The organism is Xanthomonas sp. XNM01, assembly GCF_014851915.1.
Classification (GTDB): Bacteria; Pseudomonadota; Gammaproteobacteria; order Xanthomonadales; family Xanthomonadaceae; genus Pseudoxanthomonas.
Map to the genome: position 1 here is coordinate 1 of NZ_JACVAP010000006.1, position 17,202 is coordinate 17,202.

At 69.9% G+C, this 17,202-nt stretch carries 12 protein-coding genes and 2 rRNA genes; 5 read left to right on the plus strand and 9 right to left on the minus strand.

Annotation, left to right across the window (positions count from 1 at the left end; genetic code table 11):
• Positions 1-77: ribosomal RNA gene (locus tag IB242_RS17815) — 23S ribosomal RNA — on the plus strand; the annotation flags it as partial.
• A 129-nt stretch (positions 78-206) separates the two neighbouring features.
• Positions 207-320: ribosomal RNA gene (rrf, locus tag IB242_RS17820) — 5S ribosomal RNA — on the plus strand.
• 1,401 nt (positions 321-1,721) lie between these two features.
• Here the strand turns inward: rrf and IB242_RS17825 are convergent.
• The 5 genes from IB242_RS17825 to IB242_RS17845 form a co-directional block, all read right to left on the minus strand.
• On the minus strand, positions 1,722-2,537 hold the full coding sequence (locus IB242_RS17825) for a copper resistance protein B (protein ID WP_192282741.1): 816 nt from the start codon (positions 2,535-2,537) through the stop codon (positions 1,722-1,724).
• On the minus strand, positions 2,453-3,004 hold the full coding sequence (locus IB242_RS17830) for a hypothetical protein (RefSeq protein WP_192282743.1): 552 nt from the start codon (positions 3,002-3,004) through the stop codon (positions 2,453-2,455). Before IB242_RS17830 ends, IB242_RS17825 begins: the two co-directional genes overlap by 85 nt.
• A gap of 162 nt (positions 3,005-3,166) precedes the next feature.
• Complete coding sequence (locus IB242_RS17835; protein ID WP_192282745.1) at positions 3,167-4,942, minus strand: copper resistance system multicopper oxidase; 1,776 nt, start codon at positions 4,940-4,942, stop codon at positions 3,167-3,169.
• Between the two features lie 111 nt (positions 4,943-5,053).
• Entirely contained in the window at positions 5,054-5,443 is a 390-nt protein-coding gene (locus tag IB242_RS17840) for a CopL family metal-binding regulatory protein (protein ID WP_192282747.1), read from the minus strand.
• Between the two features lie 129 nt (positions 5,444-5,572).
• On the minus strand, positions 5,573-9,031 hold the full coding sequence (locus tag IB242_RS17845) for a PAS domain-containing hybrid sensor histidine kinase/response regulator (protein WP_192282749.1): 3,459 nt from the start codon (positions 9,029-9,031) through the stop codon (positions 5,573-5,575).
• Between the two features lie 162 nt (positions 9,032-9,193).
• On the opposite strand from IB242_RS17845, the gene IB242_RS17850 reads away from it, so the two are divergent.
• The 3 genes from IB242_RS17850 to IB242_RS17860 all read left to right on the plus strand — a co-directional run bounded on the left by IB242_RS17850 (position 9,194) and on the right by IB242_RS17860 (position 13,481).
• On the plus strand, positions 9,194-10,606 hold the full coding sequence (locus tag IB242_RS17850; protein ID WP_192282751.1) for an MFS transporter: 1,413 nt from the start codon (positions 9,194-9,196) through the stop codon (positions 10,604-10,606).
• Positions 10,607-10,671: 65 nt separating this feature from the next.
• On the plus strand, positions 10,672-12,975 hold the full coding sequence (locus IB242_RS17855) for an NdvB protein (protein WP_192283152.1): 2,304 nt from the start codon (positions 10,672-10,674) through the stop codon (positions 12,973-12,975).
• Positions 12,972-13,481: a gluconokinase, GntK/IdnK-type gene (locus IB242_RS17860; protein WP_192282753.1), complete on the plus strand. Its 510-nt coding sequence runs from the start codon at positions 12,972-12,974 to the stop codon at positions 13,479-13,481. The genes IB242_RS17855 and IB242_RS17860 overlap by 4 nt, the downstream gene beginning before the upstream one ends.
• A 16-nt stretch (positions 13,482-13,497) precedes the next feature.
• Here IB242_RS17860 and IB242_RS17865 read toward each other — a convergent pair whose 3' ends face one another.
• The 4 genes from IB242_RS17865 to rpmB form a co-directional block, all read right to left on the minus strand.
• A complete protein-coding gene (locus tag IB242_RS17865) occupies positions 13,498-14,862 on the minus strand; it encodes an FAD/NAD(P)-binding protein (RefSeq protein ID WP_192282755.1) in 1,365 nt (454 codons plus the stop codon).
• A 35-nt stretch (positions 14,863-14,897) separates the two neighbouring features.
• Positions 14,898-16,310, minus strand: coding sequence for a cardiolipin synthase (gene cls / locus IB242_RS17870; protein ID WP_192282757.1), 1,413 nt, complete (start codon positions 16,308-16,310; stop codon positions 14,898-14,900).
• Between the two features lie 474 nt (positions 16,311-16,784).
• Complete coding sequence (gene rpmG / locus IB242_RS17875) at positions 16,785-16,949, minus strand: 50S ribosomal protein L33 (protein ID WP_036137644.1); 165 nt, start codon at positions 16,947-16,949, stop codon at positions 16,785-16,787.
• A gap of 13 nt (positions 16,950-16,962) precedes the next feature.
• A complete protein-coding gene (gene rpmB / locus IB242_RS17880) occupies positions 16,963-17,199 on the minus strand; it encodes a 50S ribosomal protein L28 (protein ID WP_162311504.1) in 237 nt (78 codons plus the stop codon).
• Between the last annotated feature and the right edge of the window lie 3 nt (positions 17,200-17,202).

The window sequence follows — 17,202 nt, forward strand, 5'->3', positions numbered from 1 at the left end:
GTGGTTGATAGGTCAGGTGTGTAAGTACAGCAATGTATTGAGCTAACTGATACTAATGATCCGTGTGGCTTGACCATATAACCTCAAGTGGCCTTGGACTCGACGTACACGTCGATGGAATCCAAATTGCCCGCTACATTCCAAGACCAAATGCGAGACGGTGCGGTACCCGTTGTTCAGGGACACCAGCACGCTCCAACCGTCTCCCTGGTGAAATTAGCGTTGTGGAACCACCCGATCCCATCCCGAACTCGGAAGTGAAACGCAACTGCGCCGATGGTAGTGTGGGATTCCCATGCGAGAGTAGGTCATCGCCAGGGTTTTATACCCGCAACCCCCCCAGCTCACGCTGGGGGGTTTGTTTTTGTGCGCTCGAAACTTGCTGGTCAGTGCGCCGCCTGCAGCCAAAGACACGCACACGTGTCATGCCCGTGTCGGGACGCAGCGAATCCCGCTGGCGATGGCCAGGGACCGGCCGGGACAGCAGGCTGTCTCGATCACGGATGGATCGCAGAGCCTGCGGAATGCATCGGTGCGCGCTTGTCGCGATGATTGGACGCCCCCCCGGCACCGCGGATCGCCAGCCCGGCCGATGCGACGGCTGTTCCACGAGGCCAGTGCTGCAAGTCTCGATCAGCCTTACTAGCCGCGCTCTGACTTCGCTCGACCGGGTTTTACTGGCTGAGCTCACCGTCCCGCCGGAACGGCTGTCCGGCGTCTGTGGGCAACTCCGTGGTCGCGGCGGCGGACAACACGGCTTTCCTGCGGAGCAGAGCCCTTGTGCCATGCGTTCGACGCAGTGTCCTGCCAGGACGTGTGGCGGCATGCGCTTGGTGATGCCTGGAACGCAGCAGCATCCAGTGACACGCAGGCACCGGACCTTGAGTGGGGAACCCCTGGCGACGTGACATCGAGCACATGCAGCGTGATGCCACGGCTGCGGGTTGGTTGTGGGACTTCGCTACTGGCGGGAAATGCCTGCGAACAACGCGACACCTGCTCCATCATGGCACCTGGAGCACGTGCGGAATCCTGATGAGGGACGGAGCGGCGATCAGCGGCGCAGGCCAGAGATGATCCACAACGGGCGGCAGGCCACGAACAACACCGACCACGCCGATCCAGTGTGGCTGGACCGCACGCAGGCCATCGTGACCAGGAGCCGCACGCTCGGAGAACCGTGCATGCTCCAAGGATTGCCTGACGGCGGAACACCACGACGTTCTGATCCACACGGGGCGTGGTACGCGATGGCGCTGCAGACCTGCTGGTTGCCCTTCATCACCGTGTTCCTCATGCCGGGAACACGGGGCCGACATGCTGCACGTGATGACGTCAGCGAGCCTCAGAGACCAGGCCACAGCGTGCTGGCGATGGCGGGGTGCCTCACATGCTGCTGCTGCGCCAGTCGCATCGGCAGCGGGTCTCGGCAGCTTGCCGATGGCCTCACCTCGCGCATCTGGTCTTCCGCGCCTGGGACTGGTGGAAGGCCGCTGCAACACGGAACGACGTGCGCGCTGCCGGCCACTTCCGCTGCGATGACGAATGGATGTGTCGGTGCGCTTCGGTGCGATGCACCGCGAGGATGGCTTCCCGCCATCCGCCGCAGCACGACGCCGCTTCCACCGCTGGCCCTCCAATCGTTGGCTCTCGATCACTGAAGAACCCGGCAAGCATGGTGATGCCACGTTGCCGGGTGAAGGGCTTCGATCTGCGCGTGGTCAGAACCAGAGACGGACGCCGGCGACGAAGCGGGTATCGCGCGCCGCCTCTCCCGCTTCCTGGCGGTAGTCCGCGGTACCGCCGAAGCTCCGCTCGTGGACCACGCCTATGTATGGCGCGAAACGCCGGTTGATCTCGTAGCGCAGGCGCAGGCCGGCTTCCGCCGACGACAGGCCGCTGCCGACATGACGCTGCGGGTCGTCCTTGCCGCTGACATCCAGCTCGACGACCGGCTGCAGGATCAGACGGTTGGTCAGCAGCATCTCGTACTCGATCCCGAGATGCGCAGCTGTCTGACCGGACTCACCAATGTACGCGGTGGCCGAAACCTCGAACCGGTAAGGAGCCATGCCGATCAGTCCGATCGCCGCCCAGCTCTGGCTGTCTCCACCGAGCGCGAGATCATGGCGGACACCGGCGACCACATCCCACCAGGCCGAGATGCCCCGGCCGTACAACACTTCCAGGTCTGCCGACTCCGTTCGCCCGCCCTCGCGTTCGCCACCGCTGCGCAGCCACAGGCGCTGCACGTCGCCGCCGATCCAGGCATCCGCCTCCCAGGCCTGCCCGCTGTCATGATCGGCGTCCCAGCCTTCGAGCCGGTTCAGCCTGACCAGACTGTTGATCGTCGCCCCATGCGACATGTGCCCATGGTGCAGCTCCGGGAATGCGGCGGCGCGGTCGGCATCGGTGATGGCCGGGATTGGTTCGCGGGGTGCGGCGTCGGCGCTCAGATCTGCGGCGTGACCTGCATGCAGGGCGGCGCCATCGCCGTCTGGCATGGCATGGCCAGCGTAGGGATCTGCGGGCGCCATGTGTCCTGCACGCGGATCGGGTGTTCCGGCAACGGCTGGCCCCTGGTGATGCGCGTGCGCGCTGCCGGCAGCAGCGGCATGGTGCGCGGAGTGGGGATCGGCAGCACCCCCTGCGGCCCCTGCGTGCGGGCTGCGATGGCCGGCATGGGGATCCGGTGCCAGTGCCGGTTGGTGCGCCGTATGCTTTCCATCAGCCGCAGCGCGACGTGCCGCATGCGGATCCGCCGTCGGATGCTGGATGTGAGCGGCGTGATCAGCGGCTGCCGCCGGCGTTGCATGACCTGCATGTGGATCGGACTCAGCTGCCCGGTGTGCGGCGTGCGGGTCGTTGTTGGTCGCATCAACCGACACGGGGTGTGCGGCGTGGGTGGCATGGCCTGCATGCGGGTCGCCCGCACGCCCGCCACTGCCATCGCTGGGCGTGTGCCGCGTGTCGTGGCTGGTCGTTGACGGCTGGTGACCTGCATGGGGATCCAGTGGGCCGGCGGTCTCCACCGTGGCCTCATTGGAAGGTGCTGGTATGGCCTGGCCATGCGTGTGATGGGCATGCGTGCCGTCCTGCGCGCGTCCGATCACGGGTGCCATCAGTGCGAGCGCGGCAGCCAGTGCGGTACTCGGCATCGAGCTTCTCATGCCGACTCCTCCACGCGTACTTCGCGCATCATGCCGCCGTCCATGTGGTAGAGCAGATGGCAGTGGAAGGCCCAGCGGCCGAGCGCATCGGCGCGCACGCGGTAGCTGCGTCGGGTGGCCGGCGGCATGTCCACGGTGTGCTTGCGCACCTGGAACCGGCCGTGCTCGTCCTCGAGGTCGCTCCACAGGCCGTGCAGGTGGATCGGGTGCTGCATCATCGTGTCGTTGACCAGCACGATGCGCACCCGCTCGCCGTAGTTCAGCCGCAACGGCTCGGCGCTGGCGAACGGGATGCCGTTGAACGACCAGGCGAACTTCTCCATGTGCCCGGTCAGGTGCAGCTCGATCTCGCGCCCCGGCGTGCGTCCGTCAGGATCCGGGAACAGGCTCTCCAGGTCGGCATAGGTCAGCACGCGCCGGCCGTTGTCGCGCAGGCCGATTCCCGGGTCGTCCAGGCGCGGACCGCTGGGCGAGGACTGCATGTCGACCAGCGGATTGCCGGTTTCGCTGGCCGGGTGGGTGACTGCGGCGCCGGTGCCGTGGCTCCCGTGCCCCATGTGCGCACCGCAGCCGCCCATCGCCGCCCCGCAGCCGCCTTCGCTGGTGGCGGCATGCGAGCCGCCGTGGCCCATGTCGTCCATCGTCAGCAGTGGACGCGGATCGACCACCGGCACCGGCGCTTCCAGCCCATGACGCACGGCCAGCGTGCCGCGTGCGTGGCCGGTGCGGCCCATGTCCTGGGCGAAGATGGTGAAGGCGTCCTGGCCGCTGGGCTCGACGATCACGTCGAAGGTCTCGGCGACCGCGATGCGGAATTCGTCGACGCTGACCGGATGGATGTACTGGCCGTCGGCGGCGACCACGGTCATCTTCAGGCCGGGAATGCGGATGTCGAAGTAGGTCATGTTCGAGGCGTTGATGAAACGCAGCAGGACCTTCTCGCCCGGCCGGAACGTGCCGGTCCAGTTCGAGGCCGGGGTCACGCCGTTCATCAGGTAGGTGTAGGTGTGCGCGTTGACGTCGGACAGGTCGGTCGGCGTCATCCGCATCCGGCCCCACATCGCGCGGTCGGCGATGGTGGCCTTCAGCCCGTCGCGGCGTGCGTCGCGGACGAAGTCGCCGACGGTGCGCTGGTAGTAGTTGTCGTAGTACGGCGCCTTCTTCAGCCGGCGGAACAGCGCGGCCGGATCCAGGTCGGTCCAGTCCGACAGCAGCACCACGTGCTCGCGGTCGTAGTGGTACGGCGGTGGCTCCAGCGGATCGACGATCAGCGCGCCGTAAAGCCCGGCCTGTTCCTGGTGCAGCGAGTGGCTGTGGTACCAGTAGGTGCCGGATTGCTTCAGCGTGAATCGGTAGAGGAAGGTCTCGCCGGGATAGATGCCGTCGAAGCTCAGCCCCGGCACGCCGTCCATGTTCGACGGCAGCAGGATGCCGTGCCAGTGGATCGAGGTCTGCAGGCCGTCGGACAGGCGGTTGGACACGCGCACGTTGACGGTGTCGCCTTCGCGCCAGCGCAGGATCGGGGCGGGCAGGCTGCCATTGATGGTGACGGCGGGCCGCGGCCGGCCGGTGAAGTTGACGCGCATCGCGCCGACGGCGAGATCGAATTCGGTGCCGCGCAGGGTGGGCACCGCGTGAGGCGTCGCCGCAGCGCGTGCCGGGGCGGCCAGCAGGCCGCTGCCGGCGGCCAGGCCGCCAAGGCCCAGGCCCTGCACGAAACGCCGGCGCGTGAACGCGGCACCCGATGCGCCGTCTGGATGATCGAAAGACATGGAAGATACCGATGAGCGCCCGCAGGCTGCGGCCTGTGCAGGACGAGGAACGGGGCGGTCGAGTGCGACCGCCGGCAGTGCGCCATCCGGTAGGGATGGCAGCGACACCGATCAGCTGATTGGAGGCCGGCTCAGGCGTGCGGGCAGCGGCCCGTGCCGCGACAGGCTGCCAGCCGGCCGCCACTGGCCATCGGGGGGCCGGGAATCGGCGACCCAGCGTTGCTGGACCATCGCTGCCAGCAGGTGCTGGCATGCGCAGTCGCAGGCCTTCTGCTGGGTGCAGTCGCCGGGGTCTGTGCAGTGGGCGGTGTCCGCCGGAGGTGCCTGCTCCGTCTGCCTCGCACCGGCTTCATGGCAGTCGCCGGTCGCCATGCCCGGATCGGGCGCGGTCGCTCCGACATCCCCACTGCCAGCCATCGCCAGCGCCGAGCCGCTGCCGGCCGCGGCGAACAGCAGGCACAGGCAGAGCAGGCAATGCAGCAGGACGCGGAAGGAGGGCATGGCGATGCGGTTCGAGGGCGTGGACACGGTAGAACAAGGCGGCACGGCGTTCAACGCGACGTCCGCGCCGATTGAAACCCCGGACGCAGGTCCAGGGTCAAGCCGGACCGGGATCGCCGACGCCCAGGCTCACCCGCCGGCCTGGCCGTGGCGTTCGACGGCCGCCGCATGCGCCGCCAGCCAGGCGCGCAGCGAGGCCGGCTTCACCGGTTTGGTCAGCAGCCGGTAGCCGCGTCCGCGCGCCAGACGCTTGAGGTCGTCGCGCCCGTCGGCGGTCAGCAGCGCGCCCGGGATCGCCCCACCGGCCTGACGCAGCGCATCGAGGGTATCGAGCCCATCCAGGCGGTCGTGCAGGTGGTAATCGACCAGCATCACCTGCGGCGCGCTGTCGGCCATGCGCTCCAGGGCCTGGTCGACCGTGCTGGCGACGATCGCCTCGGCCTGCCAGCGGCCGAGCAGCACGCGCATGCCGTCCAGGATCTCCTGGTCGTTGTCCACGCAGAGCACGCGCAGGCCGGCCAGCGAGCCGGAAAGCAGCGGGCTCGGTGCGCGTTCGGGCATCAGCTGCACCGACTCGGCGCGCGGCACGTCGATCGAGAACATGCTGCCCTGGCCGACCCGGCTGCGCGCGCCCAGGCCATGGCCGAGCAGACGCGAGATGCGCTGGCAGATCGACAGACCCAGGCCGAGGCCGCGCTCGCCCCAGTCGAACGGCTGCTGGTAGCGATGGAACTCGTCGTAGATCTGGCGCATGTGCTGTTCGGGAATGCCCGGGCCGGTATCCCACACCTGCAACGAGACGGTGTTCCCGCGCACGCGCATGCCGATCACGATGCGGCCCTGGCGCGTGTAGCGCAGCGCGTTGGCCATGAAGTTCTGCAGCACGCGCCGCAGCAGCCGGCGGTCGCTGCGCACCGGGCACGGCCGCGCATGCACGCGCAGCACCAGGCCGCGGCCGGCCGCGACCGGCGCGTACTGCGCGGCGAGTTCGCGCAGCAGTTCGTCGGCATCGAACTCGCGCACGTCGGCGCGCAACGCGCCGGTGTCCAGGCGCGACACGTCGAGCAGGCCGTCCAGCAGTTCCTCCGCCGCCCGCAGCGAGGCGTCGACGCGCTCGGCCAGATGGCGCTGCTCGCCGGTCTGTTCGCTCTCGCGCAGGGCCGAGGCGAACAGGCGCGCGGCGTTGAGCGGCTGCAGCACGTCGTGGCTGATGGCGGCCAGGAACCGGGTGCGCGACTGCTGCGCCGATTCGGCTTCGCGGGTGCGGTCGGCCACGCGCTGCTCGAGGTTCTCGTTGGCCTCGCGCAGCGCCTGCTCGGCATGCTTGTACGCGGTGATGTCGTTGTAGCTGGTGACGTAACCGCCGCCTGGCAGGGCCTGGCCACGCATCTCGATCACGCTGCCGTCGGCGCGCACGCGCTCGAACACGTGCGCGCTGCCGTTGCGCATGTGCTCGATGCGGCGTCCGATCTGGTCCTCGATGTCGCCGTCGCCCAGTTCGCCGCGCTCGGCGTTGTAGCGGATCAGGTCGGCGACGGGCCGGCCGACGTAGAGCATGCCGGTCGGGTAGCCGAACATTTCCTGGTAGCGGCGGTTCCAGGCGACCAGACGCATGTCCGGATCGACCACGCTGACGCCGGCGCTGATGTTCTCCAGCGTGGTCGACAGGATCTCGCGGTTGAAGCGCAGCTCCTGGCCGGCTTCGTCCAGCAGTGCCATCACCTCGCTCAGGTGCATGCCCGAGCCGCGCAGCACGCTGGTGAGCACCAGGCGCGCCGATGCGGCGCCGATCGAGGCGGCCAGCAGGCGCTCGGTGAACTGCACCCACATGCGGTCGGCCGACACGGTCGGCTGCAGTTCCCGGTCCAGCGCCGCCGCCTGTTCGGCGAACGCCCGTCGCGCATGGCGCTCGCCGACGATGCGCACGGCCAGCGCCTGCAGGTCGCCGACGCTGACGTTGCCGGGCCAGCCACCCTGGACCAGGGTCTGGCGCTCGGCGTAGGGATCGAGGAACGGCGCGATGCGCAGGCGTTCGTCGACGCTCGGCCGCCAGCGCGCCGAGACCACCATCATCACGCCGCTGTTGAGCAGAAGCGACCAGAACGTGCCGTGGGTCAGCGGGTCCCAGCCGCTGAGCCCGAACAACTGCTGCGGTCGCAGCCAGTCGATGTTGAACGGACCGGTATGCAGCCAGGCCGAGTCGATCGAACCGGCGGTGGCCAGGGCCGGCAGCAGCAGCGTGTAGATCCAGGTCACGAAGCCGACCAGCAGGCCGAGTTCGACGCCGCGGCGGCTGGCGCCACGCCAGTACAGGCCGCCGATCAGGCCGGGCGCGAACTGGGCCACCGCCGCGAACGCCATCACGCCATAGGCGGCCAGCGTGGTGTCGCCGCCGATCCAGCGGTAATAGCCGTACGCGCACAGCGACAGCAGCAGGATCGCCACGCGCCGCACCCACAGCACCAGCGAGGCGACGTCGGCCGCGGCGTGGCGGTCGCCCCAGCCGCGGCGCAGCAGCACCGGCATCACCAGATCGTTGCTGACCATCGTGGCCAGCGCGATGCTGGCCACGATCACCATGCCGGTGGCGGCGGAGAAGCCGCCGATGTAGGCCACCAGGGCGAGCGCATCGCGGTTCTCGGCCAGCGGCAGGGCCAGCACGAAGGTGTCGCTGGCCACGCTGCCGGCGCTGCCGAACAGGGCCACGCCGGCCGAGGCGATGGGCACCACCATCAGCGAGATCAGCAGCAGGTAACCACCGAACATCCAGCGCGCCTTGCGGATGTCGCCGACATCGCCGCACTCGACCACCGCGACCTGGAACTGGCGCGGCAGGCAGACGATGGCCAGGAAGCTGAGCACGGTCTGGGCGACGAAGCCGACCGGAGGCGCCTGCTGGAACAGTTCGCGCGCCGAATCGGCGATGCGGACCGAGTGCCCGCCCAGCCATGCGTAGGCGAACACGCCCACCGCCACCATCGCGATCAGCTTGATCAGCGACTCCAGCGCGATCGCCAGCATCATGCCGTGGTGGTGCTCGGTCGCATCGACCTGGCGGGTGCCGAACAGCGCGGCGAACAACGCCATCAGCAGCGCCACGTACAGCGCCGGGTCGGCGAAGACGCCGACCTGCTCGGCGTTCTGCCCGGACAGCACGTTCAGGCTCATCGCCACCGCCTTGTACTGCAGGGCGACATAGGGAACGACGCCGACCAGTGCGATCACCGTGACCAGCGCGGCCAGCCGGCGCGAGCGGCCGTAGCGGGCAGAGATGAAGTCGGCGATCGAGACCGTGTTCTGGCTGTGCGCGATCAGCGCCAGCCGTTCGATGATGCGCCAGCCGAACAGGAACAGCAGCAGCGGGCCCAGATAGATCGGCAGATAGCCGGCACCGCTGCGGACCGCGCTGCCGACCGCGCCATAGAAGGTCCAGGACGAGCAGTAGACCGCCAGGGCCAGGCTGTAGACCGCCGGCCGGAGCCAGGGATGGTTCGGATACACCGGCCGCCGGTCGCCCCACCAGGCCACCACGAACAGCAGCACGGCGTAGCCCAGCGAGACCAGCAGCAGGATCCAGCTCGAAACCAAGGCCGCCCTCCTGCAGCACGATGGCCGAGTGTACTTCGCTGCGCTGCGGCGTGCCCCGGAGCGCCTTGGCGGGCAATCTGTCCAGCGCTGTCAAATGCCGCTCGATGGCCAGTCCGCCGGCGGTCCGAATCGAACCAGCTGGACCATCCGGGGCGCAGGGAGATGCAGGAGCAAGGGCAGGGCACGACGGTCGCGCGACCGGCGCGGGCGCAGGACGGCCGGACCGCACGCGGGCGTCCGGGCTGGGGCGAGAAGGCCGGCTACGGCGTCGGCGATTTCGGCTTCAACCTGTACTGGGCCAACATCTCGGCGTTCCTGCTGTTCTTCTATACCGACGTGATGGGGCTCGGTGCGGCCGCGGTCGGGACGATGATCCTGGTCACCCGCCTGATCGACGCCTTCACCGACCCGCTGATGGGCGCGATCGCCGACCGCACCGGCAGCCGCCATGGACGCTTCCGCCCCTACATCCTCTACGGCGCGGTGCCGCTGGCGTTGACCGGCGTGCTGACCTGGACCGTGCCCGATCTGGATGCCGGTGGCCGCCTCGTCTGGGCCTACATCACCTTCAGCCTGATGATGCTGGCCTACACCGTGGTCAGCATCCCGTACTCGGCGCTGTCGGGGGTGATGACCGCCGACAGCCAGCAGCGCACCACGCTGATCAGCTTCCGCTTCATCGCCGCGTTCGCCGGCACCACCGTGGTCAACTGGCTGACGCTGGACCTGGTGCGCTGGCTCGGCCGCGGCGACGATGCGCTCGGCTGGCAGCTGACCCTGGGCGCGTACGGCATCGTGGCGGTGGCGATGTTCGCGATCGTGTTCGCCACCACGCGCGAGCGGATCGCGCCACCGGTGCAGCAGCAGCGCACGCCGGTACGCCAGGACCTGCTCGACCTGCTCCACAACCGGCCGTGGCTGGTGCTGTTCGCGCTGGCGCTGATCATCATGGTCACCATCGTCATGCGGGGTGGCTCGGTCGCCTACTACCTGAAGTACCACGTCGAGCGCGCCGACCTGACCGGCGCCTTCCTCGGCGTCTATTCGATCGCGCTGGCGCTGGGGGCGGCGCTGACGCCGCTGATGACGCGCTACGTGGACAAGAAGCGGCTGATGGTCTGGCTGATGGCCGGCGTGGGCGTGCTCAGCTGCGCGATGTTCTTCGTACCCAGGGACGCGATCTGGGCGCTGTTCGCGCTCAACGCCGCGGTCGGCCTGCTGCTCGGGCCGAAGTCGCCGCTGGCGTTCTCGATGTATGCCGACTGTGCCGACTACACCGAATGGAAGACCGGGCGCCGCGCCACCGCGATGACGTTCTCGGCGGCGACGTTCTCGCAGAAGCTCGGCGGCGCGCTGGCCGCGGCGGTGATCGCCTGGACACTCGCCGGCATGGGCTACGTGGCCAACCAGGCGCAGTCCGACGCCTCGCGGCTGGGCATCGTGCTGCTGCTGACCGTGATTCCCGGCCTGGTCGCGTTTCTGGCGGCCTGGGTGATGCGCTTCTATCCGCTGGACGACACCGTGCTGGCCCAGGTCCAGGCCGACCTGCAGCAGCGACGCGAGGTGAACACGTGAACGCCCCCATTCCCTGCCGCTTCCTGGACGACGGACGTCGGCTGGTGCTGGACAGCCCGACCGCGATGCCGCAGGCCAGCACCTTCCTGTGGAACCGGCGCATGCTGCTGCAGCTCAACTGCCGCGGCTTCGCCACCGCGCAGTTCATGCAGCCCGAGCCGGCCAAGTACGCGCATGCGCCCACGCTCGAGGCGCGCACCTTCATGCAGCCCGAGCAGCCGTACTACGCCCATCACCCGGGCCGCTTCTGCTACGTGAAGGATGAAGAGGACGGGGCCCTGTTCTCGGTGCCGCACGAGCCGGTCCGGCGCACGCCGGAGACCTTCGCGTTCGTGGCCGGGCTGGGCGATGCGGCCTGGCAGGTGCGCAACGACGGCATCGAAATCGACTGGGGCGTGGCGCTGCCGGTCGACGACGTCGCCGAGCTGTGGACGCTGCGCGTGCGCAACCGCAGTGGCCGCGTACGCCGGATCAGCGTGTATCCGTACTTCCCGGTCGGCTACATGTCGTGGATGAACCAGTCCGGCGCGCACCGCGCGGACCTGGGCGCGCTGGTCTGCGCGAGCGTCACGCCGTACCAGAAGGTCGAGGACCACTTCCGCCAGCGCGACTTCAAGGACCGCACCGTCCTGCTGTACGACCGCGTGCCGGATGCGTGGGAAGCCAACCAGGCCGTGTTCGAGGGCGAAGGCGGCCTGCATGCGCCGTCGTCCGTCACCGGGCAGCCGGTGCTGGGCGGGGGCGACGCGCTGTACGAGATGCCCACCGCCGCGCTGCAGTACCGTCTTGCGCTCGATCCGGACGAGGTGCGGACGTTCCGCTTCGTGTTCGCGCCCGCACGGGACGATGCGGAAGTCCGCGCGCTGCGTGCGCGCCTGCTCGGTGGCGCGGCCTTCGCCACCGCGGCGTCCGCCTACGCCGGCTACCTGCGGGGGGCCGAGGGCTGCCTCCGGATCGAGACACCCGATCCGTGGCTGGATGCGTTCGCCAACCACTGGCTGCCGCGGCAGGTGTACTACCACGGCGACGTGAACCGCCTGACCACCGATCCGCAGACGCGCAACTTCCTGCAGGACCACATGGGGATGGCGTACCTGGCGCCGGCCACCGCGCGCGCTTCCTTCCTGCACGCGCTGTCGCAGCAGGAACCCAGCGGCGCGATGCCGGACGGCATCCTGCTGATCGCCGGCGCCGAACTGAAGTACATCAACCAGGTGCCGCACACCGACCACTGCGTGTGGCTGCCGGTCTGCCTGCAGGCCTACCTGGACGAGACCGGCGACGATGCGCTCCTCGATGTCGTCGTGACCGATCGCCACGGCGTGCCGGCCAGCGTGGCCGAACGCATCGACCGCGCGATGCGCTGGCTGCTGCAGGCGCGCGACGCGCGTGGACTGAGCTACATCGCGCAGGGCGACTGGTGCGACCCGATGAACATGGTCGGGTGGAAGGGCCGTGGCGTCTCGGGCTGGCTGTCGCTGGCCAGCGCGCATGCACTGCGGCTGTGGGCCGACATCCGCGGGCGGCAGGGCGATGCCGAGGCGGCCGAGGTGTTCCGCAGTGGCGCGGCCGACCTGTGCGCGGCGGTGAACGCGCGCCTCTGGGATGGCGACTGGTACGGCCGCGGCATCACCGACGACGGTGTCGTGTTCGGCGTCCGCGCCGATCGCGAGGGGCGCATCTACCTCAACCCGCAGAGCTGGGCGATGCTGGCCGGCGCCGCCGACCCGGCGCAGCAGGCACGGATGCTGGCGGCGGTCGACGCGCAGCTGGTGACGCCCTACGGCGTGACCATGCTCGGCCCGGCGTACACCGGCATGCGCGACGACGTGGGCCGCCTGACCCAGAAATTCCCCGGCTCCGCCGAGAATGGCGCGGTCTACAACCACGCCGCCGCGTTCTACCTGCATGCGCTGTACCGCGCCGGCGAGGGCGACCGCGCCTGGCAGGTGCTGCGCGCGATGCTGCCCAGCGGCGAGGTGCAGGACTGCCTGCAGCGTGGCCAGCTGCCGGTGTTCGTGCCCAACTACTACCGCGGCGCGTGGCACGAGCATCCGCGCACCGCCGGCCGCTCCAGCCAGCTGTGCAACACCGGCACCGCCGCATGGATGTACCGCTGCCTGATCGAAGGCCTGTTTGGTCTGCGTGGCGATGGCGCGCTGCTGCGCATCGCCCCGCAGCTGCCGTCGCACTGGCCGGCCGCGCGGGTGCTGCGTCGCTTCCGGGGCGCCGAGTGCGAGGTCGACTATGTGCGCGTCGCCGGCCACGGCCGGATGCGGATCCTGCTCGACGGCGTGCCGCTGGAGGGCGATGCGTTCCGGCCACGGCAGGGACAGCGCCACCGGCTGCGGGTGGAACTGCCTGCATGAGCGCGACGCGGATCGCGGTGGTGATGGGCGTGTCCGGCAGCGGCAAGAGCACGCTCGCGCAGGCGTTGTCCGTCGCATGGCCGGGCACGTTTCTGGATGCCGACGACGTGCACAGCGCGCGTGCACGTGCGCGGATGGCATCCGGCCTGCCGCTGACCGATCGCATGCGCCTGCCCTGGGTGCGCAGGCTCGCGGCCGAGCTGCAGCGGCGCGACGCCGCGGGCGAGCGCGTGGTGCTGGCATTCTCCGGCCTGCGCCGGCGCCACCGCGACATGCTGCGCGCCACCGGCCTGCCACTGCGGTTCCTGTTCCTGCAGGGCGATGCCGACCTGATCGCGGCACGGATGCGCGCGCGGAGCGGCCACTTCATGCCCGGCACGCTGCTGGCCAGCCAGTTCGCGGCGCTGGAGCCGCCGCTGCAGGAGGCGGACGTCGTGCCGATCGCCGCCGATCTGGCGCCGCCGGCACAGCTGGCGCGCGCGCTGGCCGCGCTGGCGGCGCGCTAGCGCGGCACCGCGCGCGTCATGCCTGGCCGAGCAGGTCGACGGCGATCTGTTCGGCCTGCACGCGCAGTTCCGGCACCGCGATGGTTTCCCACAGGTTGCCGATGCGCAGGCTGCCGATGACCCGAAGCGCGGGCTGCGGGCGGCCGTCCGCATCGATCAGTGCGCCGTCCGGCGCGCTGGCCAGGCCGATGCCATGCGGGCCCGGGCGCACCAGGCCCCGGCCCACCAGGGCTTCCAGCAGCGGGTTGCGCATCGCCTGGATGCGCAGCTCCAGCCCGGTGGCATTGATCACCGTTTCCACGTCCAGGTTCAGGAAGCTGCCATCCGCCCGGCGTGCGCCGACCTGCACGCAGCGCTGGCCGGCGGCGACCATGTCCAGTCGCCCGCGGTGCAGCTGCAGCTGCCCGCTGTCGCGCAGCGCCTGCATGCGGGCGTGGACCTCGGGGGCCACCCGGTGCCGATGGACGTCCCAGTAACGGACGACATGGCGCAGGAAGCGCCGCTGTTCGTGCTCCGGCAGCGAGCGCCACAGCGCCTGGCCGTGCGGACGCAGCCGCTCCATCACCGCCTGCCAGGGCAGGCCCTGCGCGGTGGCCGCGCGCGCCAGGCGCCGCAGCTGGCGGACCCGCGCGCGCAGGTCCATCGCCAGCAGGCCGTCGATGTCGACCTCGACGCTGCCCGGCGCGGTCGTGTGCGCCAGCGGCAGCAGCGCATGCCGCGACAGCAGGTGGATGCGCCCACGATGCCCGTTGGCGGCCAGGGTGAGGATCGCGTCGACCATGCTCAGGCCGGTGCCGACGATGCAGACATCGGCGTGTGCGGGAATGGCGGCCACGCCGGCGTAGTCCCAGGCGTCGACCCTGCGTGGCGCGGCCAGTGCGCTGGCGCCGCGCGCGGGGAGCGGACGCGGCGTGTTGCCGGCCGCCAGCACCACGCGCGTGGCGCGGAGCGTGGCTCCGCTGTCGAGGGTCAGGACGGTGCCGTCGGCGTCCCGGTCCAGATCCAGCACGCGGGCGGCCACATGGTCCAGGCGCGTGCGCGCAGCGGCGATCGCCTGCTGCAGGCGGTCCTGCAGGTACAGCCCGTACTCGCGCCGCGTCGCGTAGGTGGCGGCCAGGGTGTCGCGCGGGATCCGCGGCGCGCGCGCGGCGATGAACGCCAGGAAATCGTCCGGCTGGCCGGCGAACGCGCTCATCTTGCCGGTGGGCACGTTGAGCAGGTGTTCGGGCTGCCGGGTCGAATACGCGACGCCCTGGGCCAGGGTGTCGCCGGGCTCGATCAGGACGATCCGCGTGGAGGCGTCGGCGCGTGCGAGCAGCTGGATCGCGACCAGGGCACCGGCCGCGCCGCCGCCGATGATGGCGATGTCGTGCGATTGCATGCGCCGATTCTACCGCCCGGGCCTGCCGGCACGGGTCACATGAACGAGTCGGCCAGCCGCGCCAGCCCTTCCAGGCTGCGGCGCCAGGCCGGCCGCCTGCGCCACTGCGCGAGGTCCAGCGCTTCGGCATCGGCCAGGTAGTCGTCCTCGATCGCGCGCATCCGCGCGACCACGTCGCGGTCGTAGCAGACCAGGCCGATCTCGGCGTTGAGCGCGAACGAGCGGATGTCCAGGTTGATCGAGCCGACCAGGGCGATGTCGTCGTCCACGCTGAGGTGCTTGGCGTGCAGGAAGCGCGGCCGGTACAGCGCGATCTTCACCCCGGCCAGCAGCAGTTCCTCGTAGTACGCATGCTGGGCCCAGGCGGTCAGGCGCTGGTTGTTGCTGGCCGACAGGATCAGCTGCACGTCCACGCCCGACAGCGCGGCGATGCGCAGCGCGCTGAGGGTGGCGTCGTCGGGAACGAAGTACGGCGTGGTCAGCACCAGCCGGCGCTGGGCCAGGTGGATCAGCGCGTTGACCGTGTCGCGCGCGTTGCCGAACGGGTAGGCCGGGCCGCTGGGCAGCAGCTGCAGCGCCACGTCGTCGGCGTGCACCGGGCGCGCGGTCGGCACCGGCAGCGCGTCGCCGGTTTCCAGGTACCAGTCGCTGGCGAACACCGCTTCCAGGTGCGACACCGCCGGCCCGCGCACGCGGGCGACCAGTTCGCGGTTCGGGTGGCCGGGCACGAAGCGGGCGTCGGCCAGGTTCTGCGAACCGACGTAACCGACGTGGTCGTCGATCACCGCGATCTTGCGATGGTTGCGCAGGTCCATGCGCCCGCTGCGGCGCCAGCGCAGGCCGCCGGGCAGCATCTCGTGCACGTCCACGCCGGCCCGCCGCAGGCGGTGCGCGTAGCGGCGCAGGCCGCGCTTGGCGCCGACGGCGTCCAGCAGCACCCGGCAGTGGATGCCGCGCGCGGTCGCCCGCAGCAGGGCCTCGACCACCGCGTCGCCGACCGCGTCGTCGAACATCAGGTAGTACAGCAGGTGCACGCGCTCGCTGGCGGCATCGATGTCGGCGATCAGCGCCGCCAGCGAGGCGTCGTAGTCGTCCAGCAGCTCGACCGCATTGCCGCGCACCGGCATGAAGTCGCCCAGGCGCTCGATCAACGGCGCCATCTCGGCGCTGGCGCCACCTGGCGGCGTCCAGCGCAGCGCCTGCTGCGGAGCCTGGCCGATGCGGATCGCCTGCGAGGCCTGCGCCTGGCGCAGGATCCGCTCGCGCGACAGCCAGGGATGGCCGAACAGCAGGTACAGCGGCAGTCCCAGCAGCGGCAGGAAGCCGACCAGCAGCAGCCAGCTGCGCGCCGCGGCCGGGGTGCTGCGGGTGGGGATCCAGAACAGCGCGGCGACCCGGATCAACCAGTCCAGGATCAGCAGGATCAGCGGCAACCAGTCCGGGGTCATCCGATGGCCGGGGAGAGGGGCATGGCCCGATTCTGCCTGCATGCGCGCAGGTGCGCCGTCATGGTCCCGGTCCGTGCCGGATGCTGGACGTTGCTGGTCCGGCCGCGATGCCGACGCGTAAGCACTGCGTACCCATGGACAGCGGGGCTCACGACATCCGACGGCGGGCCATCGCGCGTTTCCGGCCGCGTCGGCGGTGGGGGCGGCGCTGACGCAGTGAGTGATCTGCCTGCCTGTGGCTACCGGAATCGCGGCATGCAAGGTCCGGGAGCGCCTGTGTCGCACCAAGGGCAGCCGAACGGTGTCCTGCATGTATCCGGAAGCCACACTCGAAGCGTGTGATCTGGCTGCGCCTGTCCGGTCGGGTCCGGCGGCTTCGGCGATCCGTCATGCCGACATCAGGATGCCGGCATGCAGGCAAAGAAAAACCCGCCGTGAGGCGGGTTCTTCATGCGTACCGGAAGGCGACCGGTCTTACTTGATCTTGCCTTCCTTGTACGGCACATGCTTGCGGACGACGGGATCGTACTTCTTGATCTCCATCTTGCCGGGCGTGTTCTTCTTGTTCTTGTCGGTGGTGTAGAAGTGGCCGGTGCCGGCCGAGGAGATCAGGCGGATCTTGTCGCGCTTGGAAGCCATGGTCGATTACTCCTCAGATCTTCTCGCCGCGTGCACGCAGCTCGGCGAGGACGGTGTCGATGCCGTTCTTGTCGATGGTGCGCAGCGCAGCAGCGGAAACACGCAGCTTCACCCAACGGTTCTCGGAGGCCACCCAGAAGCGGCGCTCGTGCAGGTTGGGGAGAAAGCGGCGGCGGGTCTTGTTGTTTGCGTGCGAGACGTTGTTGCCGGTCTGCACGCCCTTGCCGGTAACTTGGCAAACGCGGGACATACG